We start from the raw sequence: 14,003 nt of genomic DNA on the forward strand, positions 1-14,003 counted from the left end.
CGGAGGCTCGGGGCGTCATGAAGGCATCCGCTGACCGCGGGTGGGGTGACGGCGCAGGTGGTAGGCGTTGGCCAGGGCGAGCACTATCGGGCCCCACAGGGCAATCGGGGTGATGCATACCATTGCCAGAGCCTGCCACCAGCCGTTCTCATACGCCGTGCGGTCAAAGACGCCGACCCAGGCGAGCACCATCCAGACCGAGATGACGGTCAGAAGGAGCCCACCGATCACGGCCGGGACGACCGCCGCCATGGTCGGCACAGCTCTGCCGCCGATGACCGGGACCCAGTTCGGGACCACCTCGCCCCAACCGCGCACCAGACCGATGCTGAGCAGCGCCACCAACTCGGTGATCACACTGAGCCCGAAGACATAGGGGATTGTGATCCACAACGGTGATACAGGCGCGTCGTTGAGCTGTCCCATGTCGCAGTGAAAGGCGAACGGCAGCCTCCACAGGCACGAAGGGAGCAGCAGCCAGGGAAGCGCGTAGGCGACACGGAGTGCCCATCGGGGGACGGGCTGTTCGGTGTCGCTGGTGGCTGGTGCCGCGTGCAGCAGTTTGATCGCCATGGCTGGAGTCTCTTCGGGCACCGAGGATGAAAGATCACCTGTGAGAATGAACCGCCTCCCCCACGCGAGCTAGTCAGGTGAGCGCGGCACGAGGAGGCACCGCAATATCGACCGCCTGAAGGCCCGCGGACAGCTCGGTGCGTTCCCGTGATCAGTTGGATCTATGGAGACTTGAAGACAAGCGCTCAGGCGACCTCAGTGGCTTGTTCGATGTTCCTGAGCCGGTAGCTGGGGCCGTTGATGGAGATCACATCGCAGTGGTGGAGGAGCCGGTCGAGGATGGCGGTGGCCAGCACCTCGTCGGCGAAGACCTGGCCCCACTCGCTGAAGCTCTTGTTCGAGGTCAGGATGATCGAGCCCTTCTCGTAACGCTTGGAAATCACCTGGGAGACCAGGTTGGCCTCGCCGCGTTCGAGGATCTCGTAGCCCACTTCGTCGATCACCAGGACGCTCGGCCGTAGGTAGGTGCCGAGTTTGCTGCTCAGGCGTACGCCGAGCACCACGTACCCGCTGTTGGAGTAGGAGAAGACGGTGTCGAGCGGGAGGAGTTGGTCCACCTCGGCGAGGGTGGCGACGAACTTCTCGATCGCGTCATCGTTGCGACCGGTGTCGGTGAAATGGTTGCCTTGATACCGCCGGTGTGGGTGAGCAGGTGGCGGGCGGTCAGGGACTCGGTCGCGGCCTCGACCTGGGTGCGCAGACTCAGCACGCCCGCAGCCTCGTCCTGGATTTCCCGTTGGCCGGCACGGCGACCTGTGCGCCTGGTACGTCGTATTTCGCGACAAGCTCGCCCGGATCCCATTCCATCCCACCAGGCTAGCTCCATGATCGAAAGCCTTCGCCGGGTTAAGGGGACGCACCGTGCGGCTTCACCAGTTGAGGGGCCACGGTTATTCCGGACAGCCGTCTTACGGGCGTAGCCTATGCGGCTGTTTGGGCTGAGAGGGACTCGTTTGAGTACCTCCAGGGGGGCCGGGTGCCGAGCGCCGAGTGCAGGCGCCGACGGTTGTAGAACCCTTCTACGCTGTTCGGCAGGGAGGTGTTGTCGATGTCGGCAGTCGTAATAAGTCTGTCAGTGCGTGATCTGACCCAGGAGGATCTGCAGTGGTGTTCGTGGTCCGGTTCGGCTCTGCACCTGACTCAGGTCGCGCGAGAGCTCAAGCGCTCGCGGAGCGGCGTCGTGGACTACTTGGCCGTTTGTCCCCCATCTGACCGGCCGGTGGCGATCGGCGGTGTTGACTATGAGGCAAGCCCAGGAGCAGGAACTCTATGGCAACTGGCTGTGCTCCCCGCTCTGCAGTCCTGCGGCATCGGGACTGTTCTGATTCATGCGGCCGAGCAGCGCATTATCGCCAGGGGGTTGCAGCGCGCGGAGCTAAGCGTTGAGGAGAGCAATCCTCGTGCGAGAGCGCTGTACGAACGACTCGGATACGTTGCTCATGGCCGCAAGCCTGCCGCATGGGATGCCGAAGGCCCAGACGGTGTGATCCGACGCTATGAGACAGTCTGCACGCTGATGGGCAAAACGTTGACGTGACGTCGCTTCCAGCGTGACGGCGATACCTCTGCTCCGCGCCGCTCGTCGGCCAGCAGCGGTCCCTCCGCGCGCTGTGCCGCGGGGGGTGCGTGCCGGGCAGGGCGTGTGGCTGCGGTCGCGGGATCGGGCGCGCTGGCCATCAGAGTCGTGCCGGCCAGGGGGTCGCGCCGGTGAGTATGGAGCTGATCAGGCCGTTCGGTTTCCCGTCGCCGTAACCTCGCACATTGGAGGACTTCGGCTGGCGTGCAGCGCGGCGAGGATGGCCTACTTCGCGCCGTGGCGCACAGCCAAGACGGGACCAGAGCCCGTGCTGTTCAGCACGCGGGCGGGTGACTCCCGAAGGAAGGCCAGGTGCAGACCGCCGCCTGCTGAGCTCCCGCCCGGTCCGCACCCGCCGTGACCTGCGCCTTTCACGGTGACTCGAAGCCGTATCAGAGCGACATCAGGTCCGTGTCAAGTCGCGGGGCCACACTTCCCGACATGGATACAGCAATGCAGCCCCCGGCCGACACCCGAGGCGCCCAGCCGAAAGGCTTCGTCGCCAAGCTCCTCGCCGACCGTCACTCCGTCCCGTTCTCCATTGCACTACACCTGGTGCCCGGCGCGGTCATCGTCGCCGTGTACGCGTTCATCGCCGCCCCCCTGGTCCGGGCGATCGACTTCCCGATCTTCCTGGCCTGGGCCATCGCCCTCGCGGTTGTGCTCTTCCCGCTCCAGCTCTTCCTGCTGTGGCTGGGCAAGAAGCAGACCGGCCGCTTCACGATGAAGGGCGTCGTCCACTACCGCGACAAGCCGCTCTCGCGCGGCAAGGTCTTCTGGCTCGGGGCCGCGTGCCTCGTGTGGATGACCGTGGTCTCGCTCTCGCTGACCCCGCTGGACAACATCGTCTACGACTGGTTCTTCACCTGGGTGGACTACCAGGGCGCCGGCCCCGACGGCACCACCTACCTCCAGGGCTACCCGCAGGAGCTCGTGCTCACCACGCTGCTCATCTGCGCACCGTTCACCGGCTTCACCCTGCCCCTGCTCGAGGAGTACTACTTCCGCGGCTTCCTGCTGCCCCGCCTCCCGCAGCTCGGCAAGTGGGCTCCGTTCTTCAACACCTTCTTCTTCTCGGTGTACCACTTCTGGGCCCCTTGGACGGTCCTGTCGAAGCTCGTCTTCCTCTACCCGGGCGTCTGGCTCGCCTGGAAGAAGCAGGACATCCGCATCTCGATCGCCATGCACCCCGGCTCGGCGCTGCTGATGACCGTGGTCGGCGTCATCGCCCTCGCCTCCGGCGCCTACTCCATGTAAGACCGCCTCGAAACGAGGGGTGCCGTCCGCCGGCCGAGGGCCGGATGCGCCGCTCCGGAGCAGTCGCAAGCGCCGCCGAGCAGGCCGACCCCGGGCTGCTCGCGGCGCTGGATGCGCTGGTGGAGCAGGTCACTCGGGGCGATCTCGCACAAGCCGGGGTGTGTAGCCGCCAGCTCGCACCATCCGACCGCCACCCCGGGGTACATCTTCGAGGCCGGATGTTCCCGCTCGGCGAGGCTGCTGCGGGAACTGCAACAGGGTTGGGTCGGACCGGGGCGTGGTGTCAGCCTCGCGGCTGATCCGTTTCCCCGGCGCGCCCGCCGCACTGACAAGCGTGAACGTATCTACCAGGGCGCTGTCGGCATCGTCTCGATCAGGATCTGGCTCCGTGGCCCGGTTCAATGATCCACGAGATACTTCCTAGATGACTGTCCCGCTCAGGGAAGCCCCAAGAGCAGTCGTCATATACAAGACGCTGCGCCCGGATCGCTCGCGGGTGACCAGCCCGCTCTCGCGCAGTACGCGGAGGTGTCGTGACACGGCGCTGGGCATGATCCCGAGTACTCGGGCCAAGTCCGTCGTCGTTGCGGGGGACCGCAGTGCCTCAAGCAGTTCGGCGCGCGCCCGACCGAGCAGCCGGACCGTGCTGCCCGCGGGTGCCCGCGTTCCGGCGGTCCACAGCGCCCCGACGCCTCGTGCCGGATAGTGCACTGTGGTCTGCGTGGACGTCCTCTTCTTGATCAGCGCGTAGGGTGAGCCGAGAACCACCGGCATGAGCACCAGCCCACCCGGACCGCGCTCCACGACACGCTCGACCCGCCAGCGTGCTCCCCCCAGTATCAACCGGCCATCGCGCCAGCGCAGATCCGGATGCAGGTCGGCGAACAACCTCTCGGCACCGCCCGCAGCCATCTGCTTGGCCCGATGGATGACATCCGCATCGAGGACGGCCCGGATCCGTGACCAGTGCGGCGCGATGAGCCGGTCGTGCGCCGTACGCAGTTCCGCGGCGATCGCACGCAGCCCTGCCGCCGGCTGTTCAGCGAGCGCGGCGGCCGGGGCGGGGAGGTCCTCGCCGAACACGCGCCGGAGGCTGATCCGCACTTGAGATGCGGGTGTCCTGCGCAACGCGGCAAGGTCGTCGTCGATGGATGCCCCCGAGCCGAGCGGGGCAGGAACGAGGAACTCCGGCCAGTTCGGCCGGTCGCTGACGATCAGCGGCCATGTATACGAGAGATCCAGGGGATTTCTGGCGAGCTCATCCGCCGCCCACCGCAGCCACCGCAGGTGGAGCGGGTTCCGATCAAGATCACCCAGCTGCTGCAAGCCGGACACGGTCTCCGACAGCGGCGAGATCGCGAACCGGGTCGCCGCCAACTCGGCCACACCAAGATCGATCAGCAGCGCCACAGATCGATTATGTAGCACTCGCCTAAATACTGTCGTGACGGCGCCCGGCAGCTGAAGATCACCACATGGCACGGAACACGCAACGTGAGACCGAGCCACGCTTGTCTGCGGGCTACTGGCGGTTGTGGTGGGCGACCGGTATCAACAGCGTCGGCGCCGGGGCGTTCGCCGCGGCTGTTCCCCTGCTGGCCGTCACGGTCACACGCGACCCCCGGCTCGTGTCGATCGTGTCCGCGGCGACATACCTTCCCTGGCTGCTGCTGTCCCTGCCCGCCGGCGCGCTCGTCGACCGGCACGACCGCGTCGCCCTCATGTGGCGCGCTCAGGCGATCCAGGCGTTGATCGCCGCTGTCATCGCGGTCCTTGCCGCTTTCGGCCAGATCGGCATCCCGGTGCTCGCCATCATCGCCTTCGGGCTAGGAGCGTGTACGGTCGTTTTCGCCAACGCCGCCCAGGCGGTGCTGCCGGACATCGTCGACGAGTCGCTGCTGCACAAGGCGAACGGCCATCAGCAGGTCATCACCACGGTCGGCTTGCAGTTCGCGGGGCCACCGGCCGGCAGCCTGCTGTTCGCGGTCGCCGTGGCGTTGCCGTTCAGTGTGGACGCCGCCTCGTTCGTCCTGTCCGCCGCGCTGCTGGCGACGTTGCCCAGGCGCAGGCGCGAGCGAATCGAACATCCACCGATGCGGACGGCGATCGCGGACGGCCTGCGCTGGCTGGCCCGTCACCGGCTGTTGCGTACCCTCGCCATCCTGCTCGGCGTCAACACCTTCTGCTTTCAGCTCGGCAACGTCTCCCTGGTTCTCCTGGCGACTCAGACACTGCGCCTGGATGCGCCCGGTTACGGGCTGCTGCTCGCCGGCGCCGCGATCGGCAGTCTGCTCGGCGGGCTGGTCAGCGCGCGCCTCGTCCAGAGGATGGGCGAGCTCTCCGCGCTCCTTGCCGCGCTCATCACGAACGTCGTCATCTTCGTCGGGATCGGGCTGAGCCCGAACGTGATCGTGCTCGGCGCCTTGCTAGCCGTCAACGGCTTCGTGACCACGCTCTGGAGCATCGTGACCGTCAGCCTCCGGCAACGGATCGTGCCGTCCGAGATGCTCGGCCGGGTGAACAGCGTCTACAGGATGCTCGGCTGGGGGCTGATCCCGCTCGGGGCACTGGCCGGGGGGCTGGTGGCGCACGCGTTCGGGCTGCGCGCGCCGTACCCGGTCGCGGGGGCGCTGAGAGGAATCGCCTTGCTCGTCGCGATGCCTGTACTGATCCGTGCCATGCGTCACTGAATCGCCGAGGGCCTCATGGGGCGGCGGTGGCGAGAAACGATCGGCGCCCTCGAGGGAAGCGATCTTCGTAGCCCAGTCTCAGCCGCTGGTCCAACCTGTCGTGAACACCCCACCTGGCCGGCCTCCGGCCACGACATCCGCCTGGGCGAAGAAATCTCCGCTCGCATCACCGCCGAGCACGACTCCGCCCGCCGCCGCACCCGCTGACCAAGCCAGCCCCAGCGCCGACATCGGTTCCGCCATCGATGCAACATGCCTTCAACGCCAGCCAACATGCCTTAAAAGATCACCTCGCTCTGACCTGCGAGAAGAGGGGAGAATCCAAGACAACGATTGCGGAGGCGAAGCCCCTGCGCGCCGACCTCGACCAGCTCTGCGCCGGTGATGCGGAGGGCGGCGTCGCGGTCGCCGAGGGCCTGGTGACGTTCACGATCCCCGCGCGCCCGGGGTCCGCGTCGGCGGCCGGCGCAGCCGCTCCAACTCCGAGACCCGCCACCCTTCCAGCAGCGCCATCAAGTCCCCGGGAGCGCGGTCCGCCCGGTGCGCGGCCCTGGCGACCTTCGCGTAGGGCCGCTTCTCCGTGACTGCCGGGCCAGCACTGACATCCCTGGCAGCAGGCGCGCACCCGGAACCCGGGAACGCGCCTGCGGGGCCTGCGGCGGGCCGCATCACAGACCACGGCGGCCCCGGGCTGCTGGTGCCGATCTCCAACGGCGGGCAGGGAGTCGGCGCCCTGGACGCCCTGCGGGTGCAGCGCGCACTGGGCAGCAGGACACCATCGCCGGCCGTGGCCACCACCAGGCTCCACTTCTCGGTGGCCACCGCGGTCGGTCTGGCCACCGCCGCTACCAACATCAACGGATACAGCGGATTCATGGAGTGGGAGCCTATCGATGATGTGGCCTCCCACCGCCGCCTCGTAGCGCCCGGCTTCGCCGAGGAGCGCCCCGGCGCCGGAATCCTCTCCCCTCCGATGACCGCCACGCAGGATTACCCGAAGATTTCGATCAGCGGGGTGACGGGCCCGTGCAGTCTGGCCCGGTCGATGAACCTGCTCGCCGTCAGTGTCATGGTCCCCCCCCGACGAGACAGCCCGTCCCCGGAGCTGTCAGTCGCCCTCGACATGCCGGGCAAGGTCGCCGACTTCCTCCGCACCGCCGAACGGGAAACCGCCGCGCGGGCCGCTGATTTCGTCGAAGCCTGATTGCGTCTCCCAGGCACCTTCCTGCGACTCAGAGTGCGTAATCACATAGGTTGGCGAAGGCATCGGTCAGTCAGGCACGCCAGTCAGCCGGCTGGCTAGGTCGCTGGCGTCCTTCTGGGTGAAGGCACCACTGATCTCCAGCACGGGACCAGAAATCGGCTGTGTAATGGCCGGGGCGGTGACCACTTTGCCGTCGATGACGATGGCGAGCTGGTTCCGCGGGGCGGGCAGCTGGTACAGGGCCGATGTCAGCGCGGCGAACTTGGCACTGTCGGTGTTGTCGAGCGTGACTTGGACTACCCAGGTCACCCCTCCGGACAGGCCGGCTGCCGCCTTCTCTGCTGTGATGTCGGTCATGCCCTGGCCGAGCTTGTAACACGAGGTGCCGTCGAGAGCGCCCACCGTACCCGTAGCGCAGGGAATGGAGGACGTCTCAAGCACGGGCAGCAGCGCAAAGGACGTCACGTGCGGCTCAGATCGGGGCGCTCCGGTCATCGCTGTGAGCACTCTGGCCGTCATGAAGATCATGACGACTGCCAGCCCAAGAGTGACGATCGTTCCCGCGACAATAGCGATCACATGAACACGTCTCACAGAACCTCTCCCACGAGGCGAGCCATCCCTTCTCGTATGACTGTCAGGGAGTTCTCCACTTCCACTCATGACGACGGGAGCCTCTCGGTCAAACTATGGCGGCTGAACCTTATGGCCATCAACTTCCAGTGACATTGGTCAGCCTGTCGATGACAGAGGACATCAGTTTGGACAGCATTCTTGGCCAATGCAGTCGAGAAATGTCGGTGAGAAATCTGCTGGCCGCCAATCCCGCCCGCCGCCTCCTTCCTTCACAGCCGGATTTGGGGTCCGGAACTAACAGACACCGGCCTGTTTCCGTTTCGCGATGATCTGGGCGACGGTGGCGGTGAGCATGCTGACGCACAGCCCGATCACCACCGCCAGCAGGGAGTAGGCCCACAGAGTGGCCTGAATGCTGTCCTGGTTGTCCAAGCCTGGGTCGATCGTGAGATAGACAGAGGAGAGCAGAAGCGGGCCGGCCACGCCCGCTTGGACACCGCTCTTCCATCGGCCGTGCTGTGCCGCCGCCCACGCCGCGATGATTCCGCTGACCATGACTGGTCCGAACAGCCCGGCAGTGATCCCACCGGCCTCGATGAAGTTCGCCTCCACCACGTACTGACCGGTCTTGCTACTCAGCCCGCCTTCCGTGAGCATGGGGTCGAAGGCGGGCGCCCTGTCCCACCACCACGGTCTGGCGAATTCCAGGAGGGAGACCCACAGGGTGTAGGCCAGCAGGCCGACCCCGATCTCCCGATACCGCAGCGCCGCCATCGCAGCGGCGACGCCGATCACGCCGCCGAAGATGGTCGCCCAGGCCACCTCGAGTGGGCTGGAGTTGATGCCGTCTTCCGGCGCTGCGGATGCCAGGCCGTACAGAAGCGGGGTAGCGGTCAGACAGGAGCCGAGCCAAGCCGCCGGCGGCAGCCACAGCCACGACCACGGCGCATGCTGAAACACGCGGTACGTGATCGCGGAGGCGACCAGTGTGGAAGCGGCCGGATACCAGGTGGAACGAGTTACTGCGTGGTCCCAGTCGATGTACTCCGAGTACGAACCCCCTGCGGTCGTCCATTCGTTGATGCCCAAGCGGTGCGCGGCGAGGATCTGTGCGGCGGCCAGCACCGCAGCGACCAGCGCGCAAACGATTGAGGCTGCGAGCCGCCACCTCATGCTTTCGCCCAAAGACGCTGCAAACGGGACGGAGTCTCACGCCCGCCGACTAGTGCGCACAAAGCCGTCATGGTTGAGCATTCTGCACCACCAAGATCGGAGCCGAAGGCGGCATCCGTCAACTCCACCTGTGCGCCTGCCGATAATTACATCCACCCTGTGAGAGCTTCGCGTGGCGTGCGCGAGCTCCGATCTTCAGGAGGGGGCGGGTGCGGCATGATGATCGGCCGTGCTCCTTCGCCTGGCCTATGCCACCGTTAGGAACGCCTTCGCCGCGCTGCGGCTGCTACCCATGGCAATCGGGACAAGGACGTCGAGATACTCGCCCTGCGCCATCGGATCACCGTGCTTGAACGGCAACTCGGCGCCGATGCCAGAGTGAGGTTCATGCCCGAGGACCGAGCCTTCCTGGCCGCGCTGCTGACATCGCTGCCACGGGGGGTCCCACGCCAGGTACGGCTGCTCGTCCGGGACGCCGCGATCTGATGAAACGGCGTCACGCCCAGACCTGCCGGCCGAACAGGCGAGGGCGCCCGCCCACGGTTCGCTCCATTCGTGTCCTCGTGCTGCGACTGGTTCGTGAAAATCCCTCGTGGGGATATCGGCGGGTGCACGGTGAACTCACCACGCTCGGCATCAAGATCGCCCCGTCCACGATCTGGGAGATCCTCAAGCGGGAAGGGCTTGATCCGGCGCCCGAGAGGGCGTCCACGACGTGGGCCGACTTCCTGCGCTCGCCAGTTGACGCCCTGTTGGCCTGCGATTTCATCGAGAACATCACCTTGAACGGGCCGGGCGCGCTACCTGATCCGAGACCGGGATGCCAAGTTCCCGGCTCTCATGGACGAGATCCTGCCCGACGCCGGCATCCAGACCGTGCGGACCGGCACCCGGATGCCGCGTATGAACGCGGTCATGGAGCGATGGGTGCAGTCGTGCCGCCGTGAGCTGCTCGACCGCTGCCTGATCTGGAACGAACGCCACCTGGGCACGCCCTGCGCGAGTACGAACACTTCTACAACGAGCACCGAGCCCACCAAGCCCGGGCTCAAGCGGCTCCGCTGCGTACCGTCCCAGATCCGATCACGGATCCGAAGCGAATCGATAACCTGAATATACGCCGACGAGATCGGCTCGGCGAGGTTCTCCACGAGTACTCACATGCCGCTTGAACTGCATGGATGGACTTTCCGGCAGGCGCAGGCCTCCGCGCGCAGGGACTCGGCGCCGTCGTCGGTCAGGCGGTAGTAGCGCCGCAGCCGCCCCTGCTGTGCCTCTTCGCGGTCGAGTGCGACCTGGCTCTCGGCCGAGAGCCGGACTGACGATCCCACCCGCCTTACACCCGGGCGGCAGCACGAGCGTGCAAGCCGCCAGGCCTACCGGCCGCCGCCCGGCCGCGACGTCGATCGCGGGCCCGGCCTGAGCCGCTGACCACCTCGGGTGGTATTCGGCTTCCCGACTACTACGGCCGGAACCTGGACGCCTCCTCAACGACCGCCTGAGCGAAGCCGCTGTATGAGTCCGATGGGAGTCGGGATGCACTTCGGCGTGCGCAACGGCTCGCCCGGCCGACGAGGTGTGCCTGCCGGCTAAGAAGGTGCCACCGAACCCCTCCTGACGTTCCTGTACGGGTGAGCACCGGTGCACCCAGAGCCGCGAATGAAAGAAGGATGGTTTAGTGTGCATTTCGGCACAGACTTTCGCGGCGAATGTCCCAGAGGGTAGACAGGGAAACGGCGCATGCCCAGAGACGGGACCACGGGCCGGGCGACGCCCCATCGGACAAGCAGGCCCGCCGTCACACCATGAGCAACAGCACGTTCAAGCGAATCCTCACGATCCTCACGGCGGCAACGACGGTCTCGGCGACGGCGATCGCGGTTCCGTCGGCGGCGAACGCGGGCGCCTACGGCTGCCGCGGCAACCTCGTGGGAAGCTGGCGAGTGCCGCTGAAGGACCTGCTCACCGGCGAAACCTACTACCGCAGCGACATCAAGCTGTTCTACAACCCGGCCAGCGGCTGGAACTGCGCCGCCCTGGTCAAGCGCCCCGGACAGGCCCGCTACGGCGAGAAGACCCCGCTGTCCATCGAGATGTACAACGAGCGCTACGCCGAGGACGCCATCAAGAACAACCACGACCGGGAAGAGGGCAGCTTCAAGTACTACGCCGGCCCGGTCAAGGTCTACGGGAAGAACTTGTGCGTGAGCATCCACGCCATGCACGAGGACGCCACTGGCCCTCACGAGAGCTACAACGGTCGTCGTAGCCTCACGGGCGTCGCCTGCCACTAGTTGGCTTGACCCGCAGGGTTGTCGACGCAGGTGGCCGGTGGCTGTCCGAGTCGGTCAGGTGCCGTCCGGTAAGCCCTTCACCTGCGGTTTCATTCGGAAGATCTCGATGGGCCCGGTGTGAGAACTGGCTACAACGGCTCATCCGCAACCCCATCGCATGGTCTGAGTGGCCCGCGTCGTGCTCAGGCGGTGGCCCGGAAGGGGCACCTGCTTCAAGCCGGCGTCGACACATGGCCACGTGGTGAGGGGGCGTTTTCAGTCCGTCGGCGACGGTACCAGGGTTCGAATCGGACCCATCCACGGTGGTCAGCGTGGGGTGTGGCAAACCGTCGTCGACCAAAAGAACCCCTGGGCATGCGGAGTGCTTTCTGGCCGTCCTGCATGCCTGGGCCTGTCGCAAAGGAGTTGGTTCGACGTGAAGATCCATAGAGCAGCGGTTGCGGTGTCCGTAGCGGCGATCTCATCGGTCGTGATGACCACAGCACCAGCGAGCGCTCACCCCTACGACGGAAAGGACCCCTACACGACCGGGTGCGCCAGCACCAAGGTGAACACCGGGAAGAAGGCCTCGCTGAAGAACGAGGTGGGCGACAGCCTGGGCACGATCTGGCTGTTCTACTCTCGTCGCTGCGGCACCAACTGGGGCGAGGTATCGGTCGCCAAGAGCGGTTCCGGTGCCATCACGGTCTTTACCAGCAAGACGAGCAGATCCTTCAGCTACCGCCCCGGGAACGGCGGGCACCACTGGGGCAACATGGTCTACGCCCCCAGCGGCGTCTGTGCCAAGGCCACGGGCAGTGTGACGACCGGGATCGGCCGCGCCAACAAGGGCAGCGGCACCACTCCGAAGGCCTGCGGCTAACCCACGCGGCGCCCCGACAAAAGGAGGGAAACACTGTGCGTATCGCGATCATAGGGGGAGCCCTCGTGCTGGCCGGCGCCCTCGCCGGAGTCGGCTTCGTGGGCACTGCTCACGCCGGCACAGACGGTGCCACGGCACCAGCCGCGCGGTCCGGGAACCTGTCAGGCAGGGTTGGCGCGAAGGTGTCCTGCTACGACATCTGGATCAACGACGTCGGCTTCTACCGTAGCGTCACGATCAAGAACAAGTGCGGGCAGACGAAGCAAGTGCGGGCGAGGATCGCCTGGTGGCCCAATGGACCGTGCTGGACCATCAGACCTGGTGGGTATCGGACCCACTACTACAGGTCGCCCGGCACGTTCTACAACCTGAAGAAGTGTTGACGACCTGCTCATGACCCGACTCCAGCGCCCGATCCGATCCCGGACGTTCCTCAGGGCCCCGAGACGGCCTCATCCAAGATCGGGGGTTGACGATGAGGCCCATACGCACCCCGAGGAGACGCGGGCCGCGGTACGGGAGAGCGCAGGGGCAGGATTGCGCCTGGCTACGACGCGGACCTTATCGCGGTGGGCGGCGACCCGCCGTCTGATATCGGCACGCCGGCCGCCGTGATCGAGGTCTTTCGCAAGGCCCATCAGATGACGGAGCTCGGTGTCCCTGCGTGCTCCGCTGAGTTTCGCTCGCTGAAAGGGTTTTGCCCGTCGGGGACGGGTACGTCGAGAGGTTTGCCGAACGGCGGGCTCGTCGCACCGCAGACGGGCCCGCCGAACCAGTATCGCTGAGAGGACAGAGCCCAGAGAGGGAACTCAGATGGACCCGGCAGGCTGGATCATCTCCGCCATCGGCATATTGATCGCCATCGGTATCGCTGTATTGCTGGAGAGCGGCAGGAAGAAGGGCAAGAACGCCGATCAAGGTCGGCCCGACGACAGTAACAGGCGATGGCGGTCGTGGTCGTGGTCACGGTGGCGGTGACCGCACTCTGCGACTCGCATCGCTCGATGGCGTGATTCCGGGATCGCTATTTGGCGGCTGAGGGGTTGCTGGAGCGGGCCAGGACCGTGTACCGCGTCACGGGTTGAGTGGAGGTGGATTTCTGGATTCTTGTGCCACTTGATGAGAGGAAAGTGGCATGGGACGACGGGGCTACCCGCCGGAGTTCCGGTGCAAGGTGCTGGACCTACCCGAGCGGGCCGCACGGCTACCGAGCTGGCCCGTGACCTGGACATCAGCACCCAGACGATCTACACCTGGCGACGGCAAGACCGCATCGACCGTGGCTGCGGTCAAGGCACTTATTCTGCGCGTGGCCGCGGAGAACCCGAGCTGGGGTCACCGGCGTATCCATGGTGAACTGACCCGCCTCGGCCACACGATCGCCGCCTCCACCGTCTGGAACAGACTGAAGCAGGCCGGGATCGACCCCGCTGCGCGCCGTAACGGTCCGACATGGAAGCAATTCCTGACCGCCCAGGCCGAGCGTATCGACTTCCTCCATGTGGACACCATCAACCTCACACGCCTGTATGCCTTGATCATGCCCGAACGCGGCAGCCGTCGTGCCCTCTGCTCGGCGTCACTGCCAATCCCACCGGCACGTTGACGGCTCAGGCCGCTCGCAACTTCTTGATGAACACCGGCACCGACATGACGGAGCTGAATTTCCTGATCCGCGACCGTGGCGGCCAGTTCGCCGGTGCCTTCGACGCGGTCTTCGTCGACGCCGGCCTGAGGGTCATCACGAGTCCACCAAAGGCCCCGAAAGCGAATGCGCACTACCGGATCGCCAGCTGAT

The 14,003-nt window shown here is 66.1% G+C and carries 17 protein-coding genes; 11 read left to right on the forward strand and 6 right to left on the reverse strand.

Features of this window, described 5'->3' with window-relative positions; genetic code table 11:
• Window positions 1–15 precede the first annotated feature (15 nt).
• Window positions 16–573 (reverse strand): hypothetical protein, encoded by a 558-nt coding sequence (locus ACWEPL_RS30650; RefSeq protein ID WP_452438197.1) that lies wholly within the window; start codon window positions 571–573, stop codon window positions 16–18.
• 185 nt (window positions 574–758) lie between these two features.
• Entirely contained in the window at window positions 759–1,130 is a 372-nt protein-coding gene (locus ACWEPL_RS30655; RefSeq protein ID WP_452438198.1) for an ATP-binding protein, read from the reverse strand.
• Window positions 1,131–1,648: 518 nt separating this feature from the next.
• On the opposite strand from ACWEPL_RS30655, the gene ACWEPL_RS30660 reads away from it, so the two are divergent.
• Together ACWEPL_RS30660 and ACWEPL_RS30665 are read left to right on the forward strand one after the other, a co-directional pair.
• Complete coding sequence (locus tag ACWEPL_RS30660) at window positions 1,649–2,110, forward strand: GNAT family N-acetyltransferase (protein WP_452438199.1); 462 nt, start codon at window positions 1,649–1,651, stop codon at window positions 2,108–2,110.
• A gap of 480 nt (window positions 2,111–2,590) precedes the next feature.
• The gene (locus ACWEPL_RS30665; RefSeq protein WP_452438200.1) at window positions 2,591–3,406 is read left to right on the forward strand and encodes a CPBP family glutamic-type intramembrane protease; all 816 of its coding nucleotides are present in this window, start codon (window positions 2,591–2,593) and stop codon (window positions 3,404–3,406) included.
• A gap of 420 nt (window positions 3,407–3,826) precedes the next feature.
• Here the strand turns inward: ACWEPL_RS30665 and ACWEPL_RS30670 are convergent, their stop codons facing one another.
• Entirely contained in the window at window positions 3,827–4,816 is a 990-nt protein-coding gene (locus tag ACWEPL_RS30670) for a DUF5937 family protein (protein WP_452438201.1), read from the reverse strand.
• Between the two features lie 101 nt (window positions 4,817–4,917).
• Here ACWEPL_RS30670 and ACWEPL_RS30675 point away from each other — a divergent pair, with 101 nt between their 5' ends.
• Entirely contained in the window at window positions 4,918–6,096 is a 1,179-nt protein-coding gene (locus ACWEPL_RS30675; protein WP_452438202.1) for an MFS transporter, read from the forward strand.
• Window positions 6,097–6,883: 787 nt separating this feature from the next.
• Window positions 6,884–7,300, forward strand: coding sequence for a hypothetical protein (locus ACWEPL_RS30680; protein WP_452438203.1), 417 nt, complete (start codon window positions 6,884–6,886; stop codon window positions 7,298–7,300).
• 66 nt (window positions 7,301–7,366) lie between these two features.
• Here the strand turns inward: ACWEPL_RS30680 and ACWEPL_RS30685 are convergent, their stop codons facing one another.
• Window positions 7,367–7,879, reverse strand: a complete 513-nt coding sequence (locus tag ACWEPL_RS30685; RefSeq protein ID WP_452438204.1) for a SecDF P1 head subdomain-containing protein — start codon at window positions 7,877–7,879, stop codon at window positions 7,367–7,369.
• Between the two features lie 291 nt (window positions 7,880–8,170).
• A complete protein-coding gene (locus ACWEPL_RS30690; RefSeq protein WP_452438205.1) occupies window positions 8,171–9,049 on the reverse strand; it encodes a hypothetical protein in 879 nt (292 codons plus the stop codon).
• An 840-nt stretch (window positions 9,050–9,889) separates the two neighbouring features.
• Here ACWEPL_RS30690 and ACWEPL_RS30695 point away from each other — a divergent pair.
• On the forward strand, window positions 9,890–10,162 hold the full coding sequence (locus tag ACWEPL_RS30695) for a hypothetical protein (protein ID WP_452438206.1): 273 nt from the start codon (window positions 9,890–9,892) through the stop codon (window positions 10,160–10,162).
• Window positions 10,163–10,206: 44 nt separating this feature from the next.
• Here the strand turns inward: ACWEPL_RS30695 and ACWEPL_RS30700 are convergent, their stop codons facing one another.
• Window positions 10,207–10,380 carry a hypothetical protein gene (locus ACWEPL_RS30700; protein WP_452438207.1) on the reverse strand — a complete coding sequence of 58 codons (174 nt, stop codon included), beginning with the start codon at window positions 10,378–10,380 and terminating at the stop codon, window positions 10,207–10,209.
• 474 nt (window positions 10,381–10,854) lie between these two features.
• Between ACWEPL_RS30700 and ACWEPL_RS30705 the strand changes: the two genes are divergently transcribed.
• The 6 genes from ACWEPL_RS30705 (at window position 10,855) to ACWEPL_RS30730 (ending at window position 14,002) form a co-directional block, all read left to right on the forward strand.
• Window positions 10,855–11,343 (forward strand): hypothetical protein, encoded by a 489-nt coding sequence (locus ACWEPL_RS30705; RefSeq protein WP_452438208.1) that lies wholly within the window; start codon window positions 10,855–10,857, stop codon window positions 11,341–11,343.
• A gap of 472 nt (window positions 11,344–11,815) precedes the next feature.
• Window positions 11,816–12,205, forward strand: a complete 390-nt coding sequence (locus ACWEPL_RS30710) for a DUF2690 domain-containing protein (protein WP_452438209.1) — start codon at window positions 11,816–11,818, stop codon at window positions 12,203–12,205.
• Between the two features lie 35 nt (window positions 12,206–12,240).
• Window positions 12,241–12,588 (forward strand): hypothetical protein, encoded by a 348-nt coding sequence (locus ACWEPL_RS30715; protein ID WP_355199773.1) that lies wholly within the window; start codon window positions 12,241–12,243, stop codon window positions 12,586–12,588.
• A gap of 736 nt (window positions 12,589–13,324) precedes the next feature.
• Window positions 13,325–13,561 (forward strand): transposase, encoded by a 237-nt coding sequence (locus ACWEPL_RS30720; RefSeq protein WP_452438210.1) that lies wholly within the window; start codon window positions 13,325–13,327, stop codon window positions 13,559–13,561.
• Window positions 13,485–13,811: a hypothetical protein gene (locus ACWEPL_RS30725; RefSeq protein ID WP_452438262.1), complete on the forward strand. Its 327-nt coding sequence runs from the start codon at window positions 13,485–13,487 to the stop codon at window positions 13,809–13,811. Before ACWEPL_RS30720 ends, ACWEPL_RS30725 begins: the two co-directional genes overlap by 77 nt.
• Window positions 13,812–13,837: 26 nt before the next feature.
• Window positions 13,838–14,002, forward strand: a complete 165-nt coding sequence (locus tag ACWEPL_RS30730) for a hypothetical protein (protein ID WP_452438211.1) — start codon at window positions 13,838–13,840, stop codon at window positions 14,000–14,002.
• The last annotated feature ends 1 nt before the right edge of the window (window position 14,003 follow it).

The organism is Nonomuraea sp. NPDC004186, from assembly GCF_053603495.1.

Coding starts and splice junctions, on each gene's coding strand:
- ACWEPL_RS30650 (WP_452438197.1), bottom strand. CDS start 573: ATGGCGATCAAACTGCTGCACGCGGCACCAGCCACCAGCGACACCGAA.
- ACWEPL_RS30720 (WP_452438210.1), top strand. CDS start 13,325: ATGAGAGGAAAGTGGCATGGGACGACGGGGCTACCCGCCGGAGTTCCG.
- ACWEPL_RS30710 (WP_452438209.1), top strand. CDS start 11,816: ATGACCACAGCACCAGCGAGCGCTCACCCCTACGACGGAAAGGACCCC.
- ACWEPL_RS30695 (WP_452438206.1), top strand. CDS start 9,890: ATGGACGAGATCCTGCCCGACGCCGGCATCCAGACCGTGCGGACCGGC.
- ACWEPL_RS30705 (WP_452438208.1), top strand. CDS start 10,855: ATGAGCAACAGCACGTTCAAGCGAATCCTCACGATCCTCACGGCGGCA.
- ACWEPL_RS30730 (WP_452438211.1), top strand. CDS start 13,838: ATGAACACCGGCACCGACATGACGGAGCTGAATTTCCTGATCCGCGAC.
- ACWEPL_RS30665 (WP_452438200.1), top strand. CDS start 2,591: ATGGATACAGCAATGCAGCCCCCGGCCGACACCCGAGGCGCCCAGCCG.
- ACWEPL_RS30690 (WP_452438205.1), bottom strand. CDS start 9,049: ATGAGGTGGCGGCTCGCAGCCTCAATCGTTTGCGCGCTGGTCGCTGCG.